The sequence below is a fragment of the Streptomyces lydicus genome (genome assembly GCF_004125265.1).
GTDB classification, from domain to species: domain Bacteria; phylum Actinomycetota; class Actinomycetes; order Streptomycetales; family Streptomycetaceae; genus Streptomyces; species Streptomyces lydicus_C.
Map to the genome: position 1 here is coordinate 1,600,053 of NZ_RDTE01000003.1, position 18,837 is coordinate 1,618,889.

Consider the following 18,837-nt stretch of genomic DNA (forward strand, 5'->3'; position numbering starts at 1 on the left):
GATGAGCAACCTGCCCAAGATCGCGTGGATCGGTCTCGGCATCATGGGCTCCCCCATGGCCGAAAACCTGATCAAGGCCGGCTACCAGGTCACCGGCTACACCCTCGAAGCCGACAAACTGAAGCGCCTCGCGGCGGCCGGCGGTACCGCTGCCGCCTCCCTGGCCGAAGCCGTCACCGGTGCCGACGTCATCATCACCATGGTCCCGGCCTCGCCCCAGGTCGAAGCCATCGCCTACGGCCCCGACGGCATCCTGGAGAACGCCCCGCGCGGTGCCCTGCTGATCGACATGTCCTCGATCACCCCGCAGACCTCCATCGACCTGGCCCACGCCGCGGCCGACAAGGGCATCCGCGTGCTGGACGCCCCCGTCTCCGGCGGCGAAGCCGGCGCCGTCGAAGCCGTCCTGTCCATCATGGCCGGCGGCGACCGGGCCGACTTCGACGCCGCCCGCCCCCTGCTGGAAGCCCTCGGCAAGACCATCGTCCACTGCGGGCCGCACGGCGCCGGCCAGACCGTCAAGGCCGCCAACCAGCTGATCGTCGCCATCAACATCCAGGCCTGCGCCGAAGCCGTCGTCTTCCTGGAGAAGTCCGGCGTCGACCTCACCGCGGCCCTCGACGTCCTGGGCGGCGGCCTGGCCGGCTCCACCGTCCTGGCCCGCAAGAAGGACAACTTCAAGAACCGCGACTTTCCCCCCGGCTTCCGCATCGACCTCCACCACAAGGACATGGGCATCGTCACCGACGCCGCCCGCACCGTCGGCGCCGCCCTGCCGGTCGGCACCCTCGTCGCCTCTCTCGTCGCCTCGCTGCGCGCCCAGGGCGACGGCGGTCTCGACCACTCCGCCCTCCTCCGCGGCGTCGAACGCCTCTCCGGGCACTCCACCGCGGACTGAGCGCGGGGCGGCCCGGACGCCGCCCCCGTGCACGAGTGCGCCCAGGGGACCTTGACCAGGCCTCCTCCTCCGGGACCTTCGACAGGTCCCCTCCGACTTCCGGGCGGCGGCCGCGCCGACACTTGTCCTGTCGCGCCCAGGCGTGGCCGCCGCCCGGAACACCCCCGGACGCCCCTCAGCTTTGTTTCAACAAACTGTTGACGTTAGGTCGTAGCGCTTCTTACGCTCCGACACGCGGAAGCCAACTTCCGCGCTCTCGTACGGAAGGTCACCATGTCGAAGCCCACGCTGACGGCGCGCTTTCTCACTACGGAGGCTGGCGCCCCCGTCGCCGACAACCAGAACTCCGCCACCGCAGGCGCCGGCGGCCCGCTCGTCCTCCAGGACCAGCACCTGCTGGAGAAGCTCGCCCGCTTCAACCGCGAGCGCATCCCGGAGCGCGTCGTGCATGCCCGTGGCTCCGGCGCGTACGGCTACTTCGAGGTGACCGACGACGTCACGGGCTTCACCCGTGCCGACTTCCTGGGCACCGTCGGCAAGCGCACCGAGACCTTCATCCGCTTCTCGACCGTCGCCGACAGCCTCGGCGGCCCGGACGCGGCCCGTGACCCGCGTGGCTTCGCCCTCAAGTTCTACACCGAAGAGGGCAACTACGACCTCGTCGGCAACAACACCCCGGTGTTCTTCATCAAGGACCCCATCAAGTTCCCTGACTTCATCCACTCCCAGAAGCGCGACCCCTTCACGGGCAAGCAGGAGCCGGACAACGTCTGGGACTTCTGGGCGCACTCCCCCGAGGCGACCCACCAGGTCACCTGGCTGATGGGCGACCGCGGCATCCCGGCCTCCTACCGCCACATGAACGGCTACGGCTCGCACACCTACCAGTGGACGAACGCCGAGGGCGAGGCCTTCTTCGTCAAGTACCACTTCAAGACGAACCAGGGCATCCGCTGCCTGGACGCCGAACAGGGCGCGGAACTCTCCGGCAAGGACCCCAACAGCCACCAGACCGATCTGCTGCAGTCCATCGAGCGGGGCGTCTACCCCTCCTGGACGCTGTACGTGCAGATCATGCCGGCGGCCGAGGCGGCGAACTACCGCTTCAACCCGTTCGACCTGACGAAGGTGTGGCCGCACCGCGACTACCCGCTGCAGCGGGTGGGCCGCCTGGTCCTGGACCGCAACCCCGACAACGTCTTCGCCGAGGTCGAGCAGTCGGCCTTCTCGCCGAACAACTTCGTGCCCGGCATCGGCCCGTCCCCGGACAAGATGCTCCAGGGCCGGCTCTTCGCCTACGCCGACGCGCACCGCTACCGCCTGGGCGTCAACCACACCCAGCTGCCGGTGAACGCCCCCAAGGCGACCGAGGCCCACAACTACGGCCGGGACGGCCTGATGGCCACCCACCGCTACGACCGGCACGCCAAGAACTACGAGCCGAACTCCTACGGCGGCCCGGTCCAGACGGACCGGCCGCTCTCCGCCCCGCTCGCCGTCTCCGGCCACACCGGCACCCACGAGGCCCCGGCGCACACCAAGGACGACGACTTCTTCCAGGCCGGCGAGCTCTACCGCCTGATGTCACAGGACGAGAAGACCCGCCTGGTCGACAACATCGCCGGCGGCCTCTCCCAGGTCAGCCGCGACGACGTGATCGAGAAGAACCTCGCTCACTTCCACGCCGCCGACCCGGACTACGGCGCGCGCGTCGAGGCCAGGGTCCGCGAACTGCGCGAGGACTGACGGGAGGTCGGCTTCCTCGCGCATCCGTACCGGCCGGCCCGTTTGAGGGGTGGCCGTCCGGTACGGAACCGCAGCGCGAGCTCCGCGGTACACCGGGAGAACCAGTGCGGTGGCCGCGCCCGCCCGAGGGAAGGGCGGGCCTCTCCCCCACCGCGGAGCCCGCCTGCTCCCCTCGCTTCTCCACCCCCCAGAAAACTCCGTCCGGCGGCGCGATGTCCTGTCGCGCCCGACTCTCGCGCTGTCGGACGGAAACCACGGCGGGCCCGGAATCCGTGCGTCGTGGCTCCCGCGCGGTTCTCCCCTGCCTGTGGCTCTCCTCGCAAATCGCTCCCCTGGGCCCGATTTTGGAGAGACCATGGGAGCAGCAGCAGATCCGACCTGTCTGCCGCCCGACCTGCCAGGAGCCGAACATGGCCGACAGCGTGCCGGTGCGGTGCCCCACGTGCCGCCGCGAGAACGCCTTCACCCCGCCCACCTTCCCGTGCGCGTGCGGTGCCCCGCTGACCCTGCCCGTGCTGCGCGGCGGAGTGCCCGTCGAGATCCTCCACCGCACATGGCAGGCCTCCTGGGTGGAGGTGCGCTGCGAGGTCTGCGGTCGGCAGGACGAGTGGCCGGCACCGGAGTCCGGCTGCGCCTGCGGCACCGTCGTACGGGTCCCGGTCGTCCCCGCGCCGGTCCCACCACCGCCGAACTTCCCGTCATTCGGCCCACCGCCACCGAGGCGTGTACCGGCCCCCGCTCCTGATCCCGCTTCCGCTTCCACTCCCGCTTCCGAGACGCCGCGCCCCGCCCTGCGCCCGGCGTTCCGCCCGGTCACCATCCGCACGGCCCGCGACTGTGTCACCGCCGCCCAGCAGTATCTGAAGTGGCTGGGCTACGCCGATGTCGCCCGGACCCAGGAGCGCACCGCCTCCGGCGTGGACCTCCGCGGTACGGGCGTGGTCGCCCAGGTCGACCCGACCACCCGCGCCACCCAGCTGCGCGAGATCGAATGCGTCTGGCTCAACGGCCTCAACGCCTCGGCCATCGCGGTCTTCTTCTCCCTCGCCGGCTACGCCCGGGACGCCCGCTCCCGCGCCGACGACCTGCACCTCCCCCTGTTCGTCATGGACCTCACGGGCACCCCGCAACCGGTCAACGACCCGGCCGACGAGCTGATCAAGTACGGCGCGAAGGGCAGGTGATGCTGTTGCGCGGCGGCGCCGGATAGCCGGGACCAACGACTAGGCGGCCCATAGCGAACGGTACGGAAATCCGCTCGCCTCCCCCGCCCGGACCGGCGACACTGACACCGTGCTCATCCACGCCCCCTCCCTCGCCGAGCTGCCCACCCTGCGCAGCATCGAGCTCGCGGCCGGTGCGGCATTCCGCGAGCTCGGCATGGCGGCGATCGCGGACGCCGAACCACCCACCCTCGCCCACCTGACGGCGTTTCATCGCTCCGGTCGGGCACTGGCGGCATACGAGGAACCGGGCGGGACGGCGGCCACCGCGGACACCGGACAGTCACTCGGCTACGGCACCGCACAACCACTCGGCTATCTGCTCTGGGAACCGGTCGACGGCTGCACCCACATCGAGCAGGTCTCGGTCCACCCGCGGCACGCCCACCGCCGCATCGGCCAGGCACTGATCGACCGAGCCGAACGCGAGGGCAGCCCGGACCCACTCCCGCTCACCCTGACCACCTTCGCCGAGGTGCCGTGGAACGCGCCGTACTACGCCCGCCTCGGATTCCGGATCCTCACCGATGCCGGACTCACCCCGGGCCTGAGGGCAATCCGCGCCCGCGAGGCGACGCTGGGACTCGACCGCTGGCCACGGGTGTGCATGAGGCGTGAGGTCGACGGGGCGAGAGCCTGCGGCGCGGACAGCAAAACATGAGCGCTCCGACTGCCCGCCCCCAGGCCACGTCACCGATCAGCCGACCACCCCGGACGCAGTGACCACGCGGCTCCGCATCCACGGGAACCCCCACCACATGCGCCAGCCCAGCGAGCGCACACCCAGCCCGCTGACCGGCAACTCTCCCAGGACCTCCCGGTAAAGGGCCACGGAACGCCCGATGTCCACGATCACCAGCCGCCCTCCGGGGCGCAGTACGCGTACCGCCTCCGCGACGGCCCGGCGCCGCCCTTCACCATCCTTGATGTTGTGGATAGTCAGGCTGGAGAGCACGACATCGAACTCGCCGTCGCCGAAGGGCAGGTCCCGCAGGTCACCGGTGTGCAGCTCCACCCGGTCATGGACCCCCTCAGCCTCCGCATTGCGCGAGGTGACCCTCTGGGCGTTTCCCGACTGGTCAACGCCACGCCACAAGTCCACGCCCACTGCCCGGCCCGCCGGCAGCCGCCGTGCGCCGGCCAGCAGCACGGCCCCTCGCCCGCACCCGAGATCCAGCAGCCGCTCATCACCCCGCAGCTCCAAGCCGTCCAGCAGCCCCTCCCACACCGCGAACTTCCCGCGCCGCGTGGCATGTGCATACAGCACGAAGGCGACGGCCATCACCAGCGCACACAGAAACGGCACCCAGGCCACCCCCATCCCGGGCCCCGCGAGCGTACCCATCCCTGCCGCCACCGACCCCACGGCTCCACAGGCAAGGCCGAACAGTGCATACGGGGCGTCGATGCCATACGTCCCTCGCCGCCGCTCCTGCCCTCCGCCAACTCCACTCAGCACAATGAGTTCCCCCTCACGGATCATGACGAAATGCCAGAGTAGTTCTACGAGTTGGCGCCCTGCGCGACTTGCGCGGCCCGAGCAACGATTCCGGTCAATGTTCCCCACAGGCCCCATACCGAGACCGCTCGCCGAAGAGCTCGCGAGCGCCCCCCTCGGCCCGAAGCGCGACTTCGGACCTACCGCCTACCAGTCCTACCGGCCCTACCGGCCCTACCGGCCCTACCGCACCAGGACTCCGGCTACCGGATCGATCCGCTGACCACCACCACAAATGACGCCCCATCGCCCCATCAGCCATGACCGCCCACCGGACATAATGACGCAATGATCGACGCGAACACCCTGCGGGCCGCCTGCCTGGACTTCAACGGCGCGGTCGAGGAGTTCCCCTTTCCCCGGCACCCGGACGTGTCCACGTTCAAGGTCGGCGGAAAGATCTTCGCGCTCACGACGCTAACGGACGCGCCGCTCACCGTGAGCCTCAAATGCGAACCCGAGCTGGCAGAACGACTACGCGCCACACACCCCGAGGTGGTCCCCGGCTACCACCTCAACAAGCGCCACTGGAACACCGTTTCCCTGAACGGCACCCTCCCCGACCGGCTGATCCTCGACATGATCGAGGACTCCTACGACCTGGTGGTCGCCTCACTCCCCCGCGCTCAACGCCTACTGCTCGACTGGCCGGGTGAGCAGCGGCCCTGAACAGCCGGCCAGGCGCAGCGCCCCAGGCTCCAGGGCCCTCACAGCCAACGCCGACGTGTCGACCCCCTCCGCGCAGAACGCGAGAGGACCTACGCCTCACACGCCCACGGGCACCGCGGGGCCTCCGCTCATCAGAGACCCCTTGGAATCGACCATCCAGGGAACCGGGAGGCGCGCTACCGGCGGACCGCCGAGATCAGCGCGCCGGGCCGCTCCTCACGCTGCGGCGGGGTGCTGATCGGACGGCCGTAGGCGGCAGCGCGCTCGCGCAGGGTGTGGCTGTCGGCCTCCCAGCCGTGCCCGGCCAGCCAGCCCACCGGGTCGTCGGGCATCTCCGAGACCCACAGGGACGCCGCCGATCCCGGCGCGGCGTCCGCGCCAAAGCGCTCGATCACGCCGCGCGAGCCCAACGTCAGCCCCATCCGACTGCCTGCCGCCGACTGTGTGCCGATCCGGGCCAGCAGTAGCTCCACCGCGTCCTCGGGAAGATAGATCAGGAGCCCTTCCGCGATCCACGCGGTCGGCGCGGCCGGGTCGTGTCCTGCGGCGGCCAGCGCGGCCGGCCAGTCCTCACGCAGATCCGCAGCGACGGTGATCCGCTCGCAGCGTGCGACGGCCCGCTCCTGGCGCAGCACCGAAGCCTTGAAGTCCAGTGGCGCGGCGGTGTCGACCTCGAACAGCCGGGTGCCCTCGGGCCAGTCCATCCGGAAGGCCCGGCTGTCCATACCGGCGCCGAGCAGCACGACTTGCCGGACCCCGGACGCGGATGCCTGCTGCAGAAGCTCGTCGAGGAACTTCGTCCTGACGACGATGGAGGACGACACGGCCGACCAGCGGCGTCGCGCGGCCTCGTCATCGGGCGGCGGCGAGGAGGGCCACAGGCCGCCGGCGGTGGCGAAGGCCTGTGCCAGTGGGTCGCGGAACAGCGCGTTCTCCCGCCCGGTCTCCAGCGCCCGCACCTTGGCCACCCCCACCGCCGTGGCCCACACTCCCGACGGCTGCACCCGCTCCTGCTCATCAGTCACCGCGCCAGCCTAGATGGTCGATTCCAAGGGGCCTGATGAGCCCGAAGGCGAGATCAAGCCAGAGCAGAGGAGGGGCTGACGGAGCCTCGTCGCGTGATGACAACGCCCGGGACCCCGCCGCTCGAAGACTCGAAAGCCGACCTCGTCCGTGAGGAAGGCTTCCAGGCGCACGAGGTGGGCTTGGGGTGGAGCGTCCAGGACGGGCGGTACTGGATCTCGGGCGAAACCGACTACCCGGTGGGCGTCAGTCGCTTCCACGCCCGGCGGCCTCTTTTCGAGGCTGCTCTCCACGAACGCGTCCGCGCGCTCGCCCCCGCCGCCACGGCATCGATCAGTTGGCGTTATCCAGACGATGACTAGGGCTCCGGCGGATCAAGGTTTAGGCAAGTTCCAGTTCGCCGACGCGCTGGTCCCCGCTCATCTCTCCTGTCAGCCGGAATCCCAGTCCGAGGTAGAAGCCTTCGGGGCCGTCGTTGCCGGGATGCCAGCAAGCCGTCAGGCGGGTGCCTCCGCGGCGGCGGATCTCGGTGGCCACTGCCTGGACCGCGAAGCGGCCGTAGCCGCGGCCCTGCTGCCCGGCTGCGATGTTGAGGCGCCACAGGCCCGAGCGGATGTCGGTGCCGGTACCGTCGCCCGCGAAGTCGATGTCGAGGAAGGCCATCAGGAAGCCGACGAGTCGGTCGCCGTCAAGAATGAGTCGGGGCCAGGCGACCCCTGGATGCACGTACGCCTCGGCGAGGGACTTGACGACCGGGGCGACCAGGTGGTCTTGGTCCGGGCGTACCTTCACGGCTATCGCGGCGTCGAAGTTGCTGGGGTCGATCTTTTCCAAGCGGAGCGTAGTCGCCATGCGCGAAGCCTAAAGGTGCAGGCCAGAAGGGCAAGCGTCTTTTCAGGGCGAGGAGGGTGGTGCGCACTTGATCGGGCGTGTGGCAGGCGTGACGTAGGAGTCAGGTTTTGATCCAGAGCCGGATGGCGGCGACGGAACCGTGGAAAACGTAGGCGCGCTTGTCGAATCTCGTGGCCACGGCCCGGGAGTTCATGAGGGCGTTGATGGTTCTGCTCAACTTCGTTCCTGCGCTCGCGCATCATGCCTGCACCCGGAGAATTCTGTCTCTGCGGTTGACAAGAAGCCCCTTACCAGCGGTTTTGCTGCCGGTAGGGGGTTTCTTGCCGGGCCGTGGGCCGTGGCTGGGCCGTGGGCGGTTCCAGCACGGCCGTCAGCTACTTCAGGGCTGAGGCCACGGCGGACTCGTGCGAGGGGCAGTAGACGGGAGGTGCTCCGGTAACGATGGCCAGGCCCTTCGCTCCGGGGTACGCAGCCTGGATGGTCTTGAGTACTTCCCGGGGGCTGTCGCCCGCGGCCAGTTCGGTGCAAACGAGCTGCCCCTGAACGCCGAGGTCGTCAACCTCCACCTGCCTGAGATCGGGGGCGCGAACTTTGACGGCGTCGGCGTATTTCTCGTCCTTATCGGATGGCGAGGGCACATCGTCTGAGGCATCCGACAAGGGAGCCGGAGACTTCAAGCCATCAGGGTCCGTGGAAGCCGCGGGCAGCCCGCAGGTGGCACGGGTGGCAGCCATGGAGAACATGACGGGTCCGTCGCCATGCGCGTCCTGCTTGCAGATGATCCATGTATCGAAAGTGGAGTCACTGCGATCGGCCTTTGTTTCCACGTCCTCATAGGCCCGGAAGGTCATCGACGGGCTCAGGGCGTCCTCTGCTTCGCTCTTGGTCTTGCCAACGTAATCACCAATGGTTGGACGAGGCGAGGAGGCATTCTTGGCCTCCTTCTCAGATGAGGCATCGCCGCACCCTGCCAGGGTGACGAGCAAAGCCGCGCAGGCGGCCGCGTTGCGTCCTCGCATCACCATCATCCCCCTGTTTCTGAAACTCCCAGTCGGCGAACCGTAGTGGTCCGCAACCGCCGGTGTCCTCAGATTCCACTCGGCTGCGCCACGGGCCCAGGGTGTCACTCCGGTTGGAGGAGCTGATCGACTGCCCGTCGTGCGCGCTCACGGCTGGTGGGCATCAGGTGCGCGTAGACGCGGAGCGTCATGGCGGGGTCCGAGTGGCCGAGGGACTCGCTGACCGCCTTCACGCTCTCGCCCTGGTCGCAGGCCCCGGCCTGGACGGCGAACTCCCCGCCGACGCTCTACGCGACCGCCTGGGCCCCGTTTCCCTGACGCTCACGGCCGAGCACGTCACCCCCGTCAGCTCGGTGCTGGAATGGCACCCCTCCGAGGCAACAGCCATGCTCGCCGCCACCGCACGAGGCGCCCGCGGTCTGTGCGAAGTGCGGGACGCCGGCCTGCCGGTCCCGCTCACCGACGACGGCCCTGTCGTGTACGAGGCCGACCTCGACGAGGCCCTGAACCGCAACCAGCTCGCCCGAGCGATCCTGGCGACCGAGAACCTGCACCAGGTCGAGCAGCACAGCCACGAAATCTGCGGCTTCTCCGAAATCGACTACGAACGCAACAAGGCCAGTTGGCTCGGCAGCCAGCCCGACCAGAACCTCGCCCCGGCAGTCGTCCTCCACCAGCTCGACGGGTTCGAGGCCGACGCCCGGTCCCGCGGAATCACCCGGCTCACCGAGGCGTTCGGCCTTAGCGGCAACCAGCGCCAGGACCTCAGGACACTGCTCCTCAACAGCCACCCCGAGCAGTACCAGGCCCCGCTCTGGCACATCCCATCCGGAGCTTGAGTAGCAACTTTCTCGACGTGAGTACCCACCTAGGTAACCATCGTCGCAGGTGGCGCAGTCGGAGCCCTTGTCAGCATGGGGCTTGGCCGACCTGCGGCGTCACTGTCCTCGACGGGAGCGAATCGGCGGTATGCCTTTCACGAGGCCACAACAACGCTGGTGGCAGAGCTCGGGAAAGCCTGGCTCAGCTGGCCGGAAGTTTGGCGATGGCCGCTCCAATATGCTGGTCGACCAAGGCGGGCGCGCCCACGAGCATCACCATCACGTTGCTGCGGCGGACGGCGGCCGTCTTCAGCACCTGCGACCCTCCTGGGCCGGTGAGCGTGGTCGTGTAGGCGTAGGCATCTGGCCCCGGGCTGGGTGCATCGTCCTTGCGCACGGTCACGGTGACAGGGGTGCTACCAGAAGTCATGGTGTAGGTGGGACAGGACGTCTGAGCATGCATGAGCCTGCGCAGCCCTGCGGCGAGTTTGGATGGTGCATCGCTGTGCAGTTCCTCGCCCAGCGTTGAATCCGAGCCGAATGTGAAGCCGACGGAGGTCTTCGCGGCGAACTGCACTTCGTCGCTGTGTTTGCCCAGCTCCTCCAGAGCGGGGCAGCCGCTCACACCCATGTCGTCGTACCGGTGAGGGTCGGCCGCCTTCTTGTCGTCGGGGGTCTCGGTCTGTGTGTATCCCGGTCCCAAGTCGTCAGCGGTCAGCAGATAGTGACGCAACTGCTGGCCCTGGAAAGGCTTGAGATCTACAGGGGAAGCTGAGGAGGAGGGCGATCCGGGAGCTGTTGCCCTCGATCCTATTGGCTTGGCCTCGTGCTTTCCAGCGGCGGTCGTGCTGCCGCAGCCCGCCGCCAGGGCCAGGATCCCGCAGGCAGCCGCTGCCGCCATTCTGCTGATTCGACGCTGCTTGACTGGCATCGGCCAACCCCCCGTATCGACAACGGACATGACCCTATCGGCAGCCGACCATCCGGGGTTGCGTAGTCTCGCGGGTGACGTGATCTTTTCCTTCTAGCCTGACAAGGGCGACATCTACGACGCGGACAGCAGGATGGGGCCGCCGGGTGGTGATCGCGGCACGGGCCTCACTGCTAAGAGAGTGCAGGTGATGCCGGTGAAGCGAGCCAGGCATGGTGCGTTCGACGATCCAGTGGTGCCGGCCCAGTCGCTGGCAGGTCTCAATGCCCTTGCGAGCGATGCGGTGGGTGATGCCGCGCTTGCGTCACCATCGCCGCATGTGGGAGTAGCCCTATCCCTTGTCGCCGTGCAGCTTGCCCGGCTTCCGCCGTCAGGGCCCTCGGCGGGCCCGGATCGGCGGTGTGCCTTTGACCAGAGCGATCAGGACATGGCCGTCGTGCAGGTTTGCCTCCGAGATCCCGACGGACAGGGGCAGACCGGTCCACTCGGTGATGAGGTGGATCCTCGTGCCGTACTTGCCCCGGTCGACAGGATTCGGACCCGTCAGGTCCCCTTTTCAGGGCCCGCATCTTCACCGAGTCGATCGCGCAGCGGGTCCAGTCCAACTCGCCGCGGGAACCGAGCTCGTCGAGAACCAGGCGGTGGAGCTTGACCCACACTCTGGCGTTCGCCCACTCAGAGAAACGCCGGTGAGCTGTTGCTCCCGACAGCCCGAACGAGGTTGACGGCAACTGCTGTGCGTGCAGCCTGACTTGGTTTACGAACACGATCGCCGCCAGCACCTCCCGGTCACCGCGCCGGCGCCGGGCACCACCCTGAGGCTGCGAGGGGGCCTCAGGCACCACCCACTGGAACGGCTCCCACAACTCGTCCGGCACCAGCCGCTCATCGGTCCCCACCACGATCAACGCCGTACCGAGTCAGTCAAATGAGATGACCTCTAATATTCATGCCCATGACATCACCTCCTGATCGCGTAGACAGCAGGGAAGCGCTTGCGTCGTTTGTGCGCGATCTGCGCCGTGACTACGTAGACAACGACGGTTCCTGGGAAGCCGCCGATCTGGGCGACTTCCTGGAGGCCCTGGCCGCCTGGATCGACGATGCGGACGGCTGGTACCGGAACACTGGTCGTGGTCTTCCTCCCCACGGTGACTGGGCCTTCTTTGCCCGATCCCTGAGCGCAGCCACCGTGTACGAGTAGTGGCGTGGGACCGAGGGCTGGGCCGCCCCTGGGTCGTGTCAAGTCGGCCGCCAGCGGGGCCACAGCGGGTGACGCTCCCCTCGCCGCCCCGATCGGACTCCCGTAAACGATCTGCCACACTGGCCGCACCAGCCTGCACTCGAAGTGCGGGCACGATGATTGCGGCTCGAGCAGCTCATCAGCCAGGGGAATTTATGTGGCATGGGGACGATGATGCCGGGCGGCGGTCGGGCGTACGTGGTTGGCAGTGGTCATCGCGCTGAGCTGCACCGTGGTTCTGGCGTGTGTCATCTTCGCCGGCGTACTCGGATTCTTTGGGCTGACTCAAGTGTTGCCAGTCATCTCCGATTGATGCGCGTGGCTGCATTCGATATTCCCGCAGCCGGCCGGTTACCTCCGCTCGGACGCAGCAGAACCTCGCTGCCAATGGGCGTGAATCCGCAGGCGAGGAAGGCGCGCAGGGAGCGGGCGTTGCCCGGGGAAACGGCGGCGAAGACTGGTTCGCCTTCCGGGAGCAGGGAGAGGACATCGGCGAGGAGCGACCGTCCGTGCCCTCGGCCGGTGTCCTGGGCGCGGTCGAGTTCGATACTCAGCTCCCACCGGCCGGCAAGGCCGTCGGCCAGGGTGATGGGGCCACGTTCGTCACCGTAGACCTGGACGCTTGTCCGCAGCCACCGGGCGTGGCGGACACGTGGATGGGCGTCTGCGTCGGCCAGCTCCGCCAGGCGCGGGCGGCCGCCGGTGCCGCGGGCCGTGAGGGTGGCGTCGGTGTCGCCGATCCAGCCCTTGGGCCCGGCGAGGTGGCGCAGGAAGTCCGCAGAGAGCGATTCGCCGAAACCGTCTGGGCCCTGGGCGTATACGGCTTGCTCGGTCATGGCGGTGGCCACGACGGCGTGACCGGTAGAGGCGACCGAGCATTCGAGCCCCCCAGGCAGGAGCGGCAGCACCGTCACCCGGCCGTCGGCCGACGGGAAGCAATTGTCGGCAGCGTCCATGAAGAAAGTCAGGAGCGGGTGTGATTCACGCACGGTTGGCCACCCGTGTTGAGGAAGTCCAGTAGCGGGTAGTCGGGGTAATTGTCGAGCTCTACGACCATCGCGGGACCCTTCGGGAAGGTACGCCCTTCGTGGGTCTCCCCGACACCGATCCACATGTTTTGAGCAGTGCTCCGGTTGTCGAGGAGGCCGTCAAACCTGGGGTGGAGTAGGGCGGTTCCACCCGTGGGTGGTGGTGCGCCGGTGGGCGCGGGGAGCAGGCTCGGCGTATGGGCTTTCTTCATTCGGCGGTCGTTGCCGTCACTGACGTCTGTGTCGCGATCTTTCTTGTGGCCTGGCTCGTGGGGGCCGTCTACTTCGCCGCGAAAGGCCGGAAGGGGCTGGCCGGATGGGTGCGCGGGCTGCCTCGCACGCTGGCCGGGCGGGTTCCGGTGATGGTGGGCGCGGGTGTGTTCGCGGTGCTGGTCGGCTGCTCGCGGCCGTCCTTCTGGCGCCACCTCCAGTACTGGCAGCCCGAGCTCGCGGTCCTGGGGGCGCTGCTCGCCGTCGCCTCCACGGCTTTGCTGCTGTGGGCCCGTTGGGTTCTGGGGGCGATGTGGGCCAGCGTTCCGTTGGTGCAGGAGGGGCATGAGCTGCGTACCGATGGTCCCTACCGGCTGGTGCGCCATCCCATCTATACCGGTCTTCTTGGCCTGATCGTCGGCGGGATGCTGGCCTTTGGCTTCGGTGTCTGGCTGGTCTACCTCGTGGTGGCCGTGCCTTGGCTGCTGCGTCGGGTGCGGGTTGAAGACGGCCTGATGGAGGGGCAGTTCGGCGATTCCTATGCTGACTACCGGGCGCGCGTTCCGGCGCTGATTCCGTGGTTACGGCCCGGCGCTGATGTCGTGGACGCGGCCCCATCGGGTTGGTTCCGTCGAGTCGGTCCCCATCGGACCGACAGATGGCGAGCCGACAGCGGGCGACGCTGATCCGCGGCCTGCCGGGGGCCGTGATCCTCATCGTTGAGCGGCGAGGCGCCGTGAGCGGGAACAGCGCGGCGCGGTAAGAGGGAAGGGCGAGGCACCCGTAGGTACCCAATCCCCTCCCTCACCGCAGGTCACCGCCCGCCCTCATCGACCGCGCCGACTCATCTCCGGACGTACGCCGGCTTCGTCACCGAACCCGGATTAACTATGAGACAGGCCCCCAACCGCATCTCCCGGCCCCAACTCACTCCACGCGCCGCCCCAGCTCCTCCGCCAACCGCTCCCGCAGTTCGACCTTGCGGACCTTGCCGCTGACGGTCATCGGGAAGGTGTCGAGGATGTGGAGGTGGCGCGGCACCTTGTAGTGGGCGAGGCGGGAGTGGCAGTAGTGGGCCAACTCGTCGGGAGTGAGGGGGTCTTCGGGGTCGCGGAGGATGACGCAGGCGGCGATCTCCTCGCCGTATTTCGCGTCGGGGACGCCGACGACCTGGACATCGGCGATCTTGGGGTGGGAGTAGAGGAACTCCTCGATCTCGCGCGGGTAGACGTTCTCGCCGCCTCTGATGATCATGTCCTTGATGCGGCCGACGATCCGGACGTAGCCGTCGTCGCTCATCACCGCGAGATCGCCGGTGTGCATCCACCGGGCGGCGTCGATGACCTCGGCGGTGCGCTCGGCGTCCTCCCAGTAACCGAGCATCACGCTGTAGCCGCGGGTGCACAGCTCGCCGGGGGCGCCGCGGGGCACGGTCACCCCGCTCGCCGGGTCGACGACCTTCACCTCGATGTGCGGCAGGACCCGGCCGACGGTCGCGGTGCGGTGTGCGAGGTCGTCGTCGCGGCGGGTCTGGGTGGAGACCGGGGAGGTCTCGGTCATGCCGTAGCAGATGGAGACCTCGGTCATGTGCATCTCGGCGACCACCCGCTTCATCACCTCCTCGGGGCACGGCGAGCCCGCCATGATGCCCGTACGGAGGGAGGTGAGGTCGTAGCCGGCGAAGTCGGGGTGGTTGAGCTCGGCGATGAACATGGTGGGGACGCCGTAGAGGGAGGTGCAGCGCTCGTCCTGGACGGCCTGGAGGGTGGTGGCGGCGTCGAAGGCGGGGCCGGGGATGACGATGCAGGCGCCGTGCGAGGTGGCGCCGAGGTTGCCCATGACCATGCCGAAGCAGTGGTAGAAGGGCACCGGCAGACACACCCGGTCCTGTTCGGTGTAGGCGACGGTCTCGCCGACCCAGTAGCCGTTGTTGAGGATGTTGTGGTGGGAGAGGGTGGCGCCCTTGGGGAAGCCGGTGGTGCCCGAGGTGTACTGAATGTTGACCGGGTCGTCGGCGGCGAGGGTCTTCTCGCACTCGGCGAGCCGGGTGTGCCCGACGGTGGCGCCTGCCGCCAGCAGCCCGTCCCAGGTGGGGTCGCCTATGTAGACCACTTCGCGCAGCGCCGGGCTCTCGGCGCGCACCTCGTCGATCATCCCGCGGTAGTCACTGGTCTTGTGGTGGGTCGCCGAGACCAGGAGCGAGATGCCGGCCTGGCGCAGCACATACGCCAACTCATGGACGCGGTAAGCGGGGTTGACGTTGACCAGGATGGCGCCGATCCGCGCGGTGGCGTACTGGACGAGGACCCATTCGGCGCAGTTGGGTGCCCAGATGCCGACCCGGTCGCCCTTGCCGATGCCCTTGGCCAGCAGGCCGAGTGCCACCTCGTCGACCGCGCGGCCCAGTTCGGTGTAGGTCCAGCGGCGGCCGCTCACCACCTCGACCAGCGCCTCGCGGGCGCCGAACCGGGCGATGGTGCGGGCCAAGTCGGCCCCGATGGTGTGCCCGAGCAGCGGCTGGTCGGCGACCCCGCAGGCGTACGACAGTTCCTGGTGCGGCTCGCTCAAGTCCTGGCACGACTCGCTCAAGTCCTGCTGCGGCTCGCTCATTGGTGGTTCTCCTCGCGGTACTCGGCTCTGTGCGGCCGGCTCAACGGTGGTTCTCGTCGCGCTAATCGGAACTCTGCGGGCGGCACTCTGCCGTCGGCTGTCGGCTCATGGGTGGTTCTCCTCGCGGTACCCGGCACTGCCGTCGCCCTGCGCCGTACGATCCCCCAACTCGATACGGGGGATCTCGCCGGAGACGGCCTGGGGCCCTTCATCAACGTCAGCCGGGCGTCAGGGATCAACCCCCGCCCCCGGACATCAGTTGACTCCCCGGTCGCGCCCGGACCAGTACGGCCGACGGAGCTTGAACTTCTGGATTTTGCCGGTGGCCGTGCGGGGGATCTCGTCGCGGAATTCGACGGACGTCGGAGCCTTGTAGCCGGCCATGTGGCGCTTGCAGTGGTCGATGATGTCGGCCTCCTCGGCCGTCGCCCCTTCGGCGAGGACCACCAGGGCCTTGATCGTCTCGCCCCACTTCTCGTGCGGCACACCGATCACGGCGACCTCGGCGACCGCCGGGTGGCTGAAGATCGTGTCCTCCACCTCGATCGACGACACGTTCTCGCCGCCGGTGATGATGACGTCCTTCTTCCGGTCGGAGATCGTGAGATGGCCGTCGGCGGGGTCCAGGGTGCCGCCGTCGCCGGTGCGGAACCAGTCGTCCTCGAACGCTGCCGACGTCTCCTCGGGCTTGTCCCAGTAGCCTTCGAGCACCGTGTTCGAGCGGGCCAGGACCTCACCGGAGTCGGAGATCTTCAGCTTGACGCCGAGTGTGGGCAGGCCCGCACGGGACAGCTTGCGGGCCCGCTCCCCGGTGGGAAGGTCCGCGTCGCCGGGCCGGGTCCGGTTGAAGGTCAGGAGTGGCGACGTCTCGGTGAGGCCGTAGATCTGGGTGAACTCCCAGCCCAGTTCCTCGCCCACCCGTGCGATCGTCGCGCTCGGCGGCGGCGCCCCCGCGCAGACCACGCGTACGCGGTCGCGCCCCGGGATCTCGCCGGGCCAGGTTGCCGCGGCGTTGAGGACGGCATTCCACACGGCGGGCGCGCCGCACATGAGGGTGACACCGTGCTCCTCGACCCGCCGCAGGATCTCCGTGCCGTCGACCTTGCGCAGCACCACTTGTTTGACGCCGAGTCCGGCCATCACATACGGCATCCCCCAGCCGTTGCAGTGAAACATCGGCAGTGTGTGCATATAGACGTCGCGCTCCCACACGCGGGTGTGCAGGGCGAAGGTCAGGCCGTTGACCCAGATGTTGCGGTGGGTGAGCTGTACGCCCTTGGGGCGGGCGGTGGTTCCCGACGTGTAGTTGATCGTCGCGGTGGCGTCCTCGTCCGGGTGCGACCACGGGCGCGGGTCCACGCCGAACCGCATCAGCTCGGACTCGGTCTGCTCGCCCAGCACGAAGCGGTGCCGCACCTCGATGCCGGCCAGTGATTCCTCCAGCTCCGGGTCGATCAGCAGGACCGAGGCGCCGCTCTGCCGGACCACGTATTCGGCCTCTTCGCGCTTGAGGCGGAAGTTCACCGGGACACAGATGCGGCCGCTCATCGGCACCGCGAACAGCAGCTCCAGCAGGCGGGTGGAGTTGTGGCTGACCACCGCCACCCGTTCGCCCTCACCGACCCCGAGGGCGTCCAGGCCCGCCTGCCAGGCGCGGACCCGTTCGGCGAACCGGCCGTACGTCGATACGGGCACCGGCGGGGCGGGCTGCCGCGGCTCGTCGACCACGCCCGGGCTCTCGTGGAAGCCCAGGTCGGCGCGGTCGAGGAAGTCCGCGATCGTCATCGGTGTCCGCATGCGTTCTCCTGTGTTCGGAGGGATTGGTACCAACACGCCTGGAAGCTGGAAGGGAGTCGGGCCGTCGTCTGACGGCAGCGGTTTGCCGCGGCAACGGCACGTCGAGCAACGGGCTCCGCGGCGGCAACGGTCGTGCAGTCGGAGGCAGTCAGGTGCCGTCGCCCAGTCAGATGCCGTCGCGCAGTCAGGTGCAAGGGAAAGGTAAGCCTCCGGGGCGGTACCAGCAGTCCGGTGCGCGGCCCGCCGCGCCGATTTCCGTGCCCGTCATCGTCCTCCTCCCCCTGCCCACCTCGCTGTGTCCTGGTCATTGCCGGACCGTTCCCTTCCATCGTGTAATCAGTGGCGCAGGTCTCACCACCCCCGAATGGGGGGAAGCGGAGGTATCGGCGTGCAGCTCGAGCCGGCGGCGGGCGATTCGGTGGACGTACGGGCGGCGCTGTCGCGGCTGCGGCGGGCGAGCGGGCTGCCGGTGGCGTTCGGCGGTCTGCTGACCGGCACGGGGCGCTATCGCATCAACGAGCTGGCCGGTACGGAGACCGCGGTGCTGCACGGCCTGGACATCCTGCAGGGCAACGGGCTGGGCGGGAAGGCCGTGGCACTGTCCCGGCCGCTCGCGGTCACCGACTACAGCGCCTCGTCGGTGATCAGCCATGAGTACGACGCGGCGGTGGCCGCGGAGGGGCTGCGGTCGGTGCTCGCCGTGCCGGTGATCGTCCGGCGCCGGGTGCGCGGGGTGCTGTACGGGGCGCTGCGCCGGCCGGTGCGGCTCGGCGACCGGCCGCTGTCGGCGGCCGTGGAGGCGGCGCGGGAGCTGGAGCAGGCGCTGGTGCTGCAGGACGAGGCGGCGCGGCTGCTCTCGTCGGCACGGCAGCCGACCGCCGCCGATCCGGCGGTGTGGGAGGAGGTACGGGAGGCGCACGGTGAGCTGCGGGCGCTGGCGCAGCGCATCACCGATCCGCTGCTGCGGCAGGAGATGCTGGCGGCGTGCGGCCGGCTCGCGACGGCCTCGTCGAAGCGGCCCGGGACGGAGGACGGTGCGCGCCCGGCGCTGTCGCCGCGCGAGGTGGACGTCCTGGCCTGTGTGGCGTCGGGGGCGACGAATGCGGTGGTGGCGGAGCGGCTGGGGCTGCGTCCGGAGACGGTCAAGGGCTATCTCCGGTCCGGGATGCGGAAGTTGGGGGCGCATACCCGGCTGCAGGCGGTGGTCGCGGCGCGGCGGATTGGGGCGCTGCCGTAGGAGCCGTACGAGGCCGGCGCCCCGCCCTGTCC

The 18,837-nt window shown here is 69.0% G+C and carries 18 protein-coding genes and 4 pseudogenes; 11 read left to right on the forward strand and 11 right to left on the reverse strand.

Annotation, left to right across the window (positions count from 1 at the left end):
- The first annotated feature begins 1 nt into the window (after position 1).
- The 4 genes from D9V36_RS09575 to D9V36_RS09590 all read left to right on the forward strand — a co-directional run bounded on the left by D9V36_RS09575 (position 2) and on the right by D9V36_RS09590 (position 4,528).
- Complete coding sequence (locus D9V36_RS09575) at positions 2 to 898, forward strand: 2-hydroxy-3-oxopropionate reductase (protein ID WP_129293385.1); 897 nt, start codon at positions 2 to 4, stop codon at positions 896 to 898.
- A gap of 288 nt (positions 899 to 1,186) precedes the next feature.
- Positions 1,187 to 2,644: a catalase gene (locus tag D9V36_RS09580; RefSeq protein WP_129298298.1), complete on the forward strand. Its 1,458-nt coding sequence runs from the start codon at positions 1,187 to 1,189 to the stop codon at positions 2,642 to 2,644.
- A 410-nt stretch (positions 2,645 to 3,054) separates the two neighbouring features.
- Positions 3,055 to 3,828, forward strand: coding sequence for a hypothetical protein (locus D9V36_RS09585; RefSeq protein WP_129293386.1), 774 nt, complete (start codon positions 3,055 to 3,057; stop codon positions 3,826 to 3,828).
- 109 nt (positions 3,829 to 3,937) lie between these two features.
- Complete coding sequence (locus tag D9V36_RS09590; protein WP_129293387.1) at positions 3,938 to 4,528, forward strand: GNAT family N-acetyltransferase; 591 nt, start codon at positions 3,938 to 3,940, stop codon at positions 4,526 to 4,528.
- A 36-nt stretch (positions 4,529 to 4,564) separates the two neighbouring features.
- Here the strand turns inward: D9V36_RS09590 and D9V36_RS09595 are convergent, their stop codons facing one another.
- Positions 4,565 to 5,212, reverse strand: a complete 648-nt coding sequence (locus D9V36_RS09595; RefSeq protein ID WP_129293388.1) for a class I SAM-dependent methyltransferase — start codon at positions 5,210 to 5,212, stop codon at positions 4,565 to 4,567.
- A 211-nt stretch (positions 5,213 to 5,423) separates the two neighbouring features.
- On the opposite strand from D9V36_RS09595, the gene D9V36_RS40855 reads away from it, so the two are divergent.
- Positions 5,424 to 5,588 carry a hypothetical protein gene (locus D9V36_RS40855; protein WP_164992923.1) on the forward strand — a complete coding sequence of 55 codons (165 nt, stop codon included), beginning with the start codon at positions 5,424 to 5,426 and terminating at the stop codon, positions 5,586 to 5,588.
- A 65-nt stretch (positions 5,589 to 5,653) separates the two neighbouring features.
- Complete coding sequence (locus tag D9V36_RS09600) at positions 5,654 to 6,034, forward strand: MmcQ/YjbR family DNA-binding protein (protein WP_129293389.1); 381 nt, start codon at positions 5,654 to 5,656, stop codon at positions 6,032 to 6,034.
- Positions 6,035 to 6,210: 176 nt separating this feature from the next.
- Here D9V36_RS09600 and D9V36_RS09605 read toward each other — a convergent pair whose 3' ends face one another.
- The gene (locus D9V36_RS09605) at positions 6,211 to 7,059 is read right to left on the reverse strand and encodes a class I SAM-dependent methyltransferase (protein WP_129293390.1); all 849 of its coding nucleotides are present in this window, start codon (positions 7,057 to 7,059) and stop codon (positions 6,211 to 6,213) included.
- Between the two features lie 93 nt (positions 7,060 to 7,152).
- Here D9V36_RS09605 and D9V36_RS09610 point away from each other — a divergent pair, with 93 nt between their 5' ends.
- Complete coding sequence (locus D9V36_RS09610; protein WP_129293391.1) at positions 7,153 to 7,419, forward strand: hypothetical protein; 267 nt, start codon at positions 7,153 to 7,155, stop codon at positions 7,417 to 7,419.
- Between the two features lie 19 nt (positions 7,420 to 7,438).
- Here the strand turns inward: D9V36_RS09610 and D9V36_RS09615 are convergent, their stop codons facing one another.
- From D9V36_RS09615 to D9V36_RS41890, 4 genes and pseudogenes are all read right to left on the reverse strand, one after another.
- Positions 7,439 to 7,909 (reverse strand): GNAT family N-acetyltransferase, encoded by a 471-nt coding sequence (locus tag D9V36_RS09615; protein ID WP_129293392.1) that lies wholly within the window; start codon positions 7,907 to 7,909, stop codon positions 7,439 to 7,441.
- Between the two features lie 100 nt (positions 7,910 to 8,009).
- A pseudogene (locus tag D9V36_RS41885) lies at positions 8,010 to 8,139 on the reverse strand (IS5/IS1182 family transposase); the annotation flags it as partial.
- A 144-nt stretch (positions 8,140 to 8,283) separates the two neighbouring features.
- A complete protein-coding gene (locus D9V36_RS09620; RefSeq protein ID WP_129293393.1) occupies positions 8,284 to 8,937 on the reverse strand; it encodes a DUF732 domain-containing protein in 654 nt (217 codons plus the stop codon).
- Positions 8,938 to 9,032: 95 nt separating this feature from the next.
- Positions 9,033 to 9,176: pseudogene (locus tag D9V36_RS41890) on the reverse strand (site-specific integrase); the annotation flags it as partial.
- Between D9V36_RS41890 and D9V36_RS09630 the strand changes: the two are divergent.
- Positions 9,171 to 9,767 (forward strand): annotated as a pseudogene (locus D9V36_RS09630) (DUF1152 domain-containing protein); the annotation flags it as partial. The pseudogenes D9V36_RS41890 and D9V36_RS09630 sit on opposite strands and share 6 nt — an antisense overlap.
- A 184-nt stretch (positions 9,768 to 9,951) precedes the next feature.
- Here D9V36_RS09630 and D9V36_RS09635 read toward each other — a convergent pair.
- On the reverse strand, positions 9,952 to 10,680 hold the full coding sequence (locus tag D9V36_RS09635; RefSeq protein ID WP_129293394.1) for a hypothetical protein: 729 nt from the start codon (positions 10,678 to 10,680) through the stop codon (positions 9,952 to 9,954).
- Positions 10,681 to 10,891: 211 nt separating this feature from the next.
- Positions 10,892 to 11,585 (reverse strand): annotated as a pseudogene (locus tag D9V36_RS09640) (IS5 family transposase); the annotation flags it as partial.
- Between the two features lie 50 nt (positions 11,586 to 11,635).
- Between D9V36_RS09640 and D9V36_RS09645 the strand changes: the two are divergent.
- On the forward strand, positions 11,636 to 11,884 hold the full coding sequence (locus tag D9V36_RS09645; protein WP_129293395.1) for a DUF7660 family protein: 249 nt from the start codon (positions 11,636 to 11,638) through the stop codon (positions 11,882 to 11,884).
- 338 nt (positions 11,885 to 12,222) lie between these two features.
- On the opposite strand, the gene D9V36_RS09650 is transcribed toward D9V36_RS09645, so the two are convergent.
- Positions 12,223 to 12,879 (reverse strand): hypothetical protein, encoded by a 657-nt coding sequence (locus tag D9V36_RS09650; RefSeq protein ID WP_241720772.1) that lies wholly within the window; start codon positions 12,877 to 12,879, stop codon positions 12,223 to 12,225.
- Between the two features lie 269 nt (positions 12,880 to 13,148).
- Between D9V36_RS09650 and D9V36_RS09655 the strand changes: the two genes are divergently transcribed.
- Positions 13,149 to 13,847, forward strand: coding sequence for a methyltransferase family protein (locus D9V36_RS09655; protein WP_129293397.1), 699 nt, complete (start codon positions 13,149 to 13,151; stop codon positions 13,845 to 13,847).
- Positions 13,848 to 14,088: 241 nt separating this feature from the next.
- Here D9V36_RS09655 and D9V36_RS09660 read toward each other — a convergent pair whose 3' ends face one another.
- Both D9V36_RS09660 and D9V36_RS09665 read right to left on the reverse strand, forming a co-directional pair.
- Positions 14,089 to 15,771, reverse strand: a complete 1,683-nt coding sequence (locus tag D9V36_RS09660) for an AMP-binding protein (RefSeq protein WP_277753417.1) — start codon at positions 15,769 to 15,771, stop codon at positions 14,089 to 14,091.
- 255 nt (positions 15,772 to 16,026) lie between these two features.
- On the reverse strand, positions 16,027 to 17,568 hold the full coding sequence (locus D9V36_RS09665) for an AMP-binding protein (protein WP_129293398.1): 1,542 nt from the start codon (positions 17,566 to 17,568) through the stop codon (positions 16,027 to 16,029).
- 388 nt (positions 17,569 to 17,956) lie between these two features.
- Here D9V36_RS09665 and D9V36_RS09670 point away from each other — a divergent pair, with 388 nt between their 5' ends.
- Positions 17,957 to 18,805: a response regulator transcription factor gene (locus D9V36_RS09670; protein ID WP_431357656.1), complete on the forward strand. Its 849-nt coding sequence runs from the start codon at positions 17,957 to 17,959 to the stop codon at positions 18,803 to 18,805.
- Positions 18,806 to 18,837: the final 32 nt, after the last annotated feature.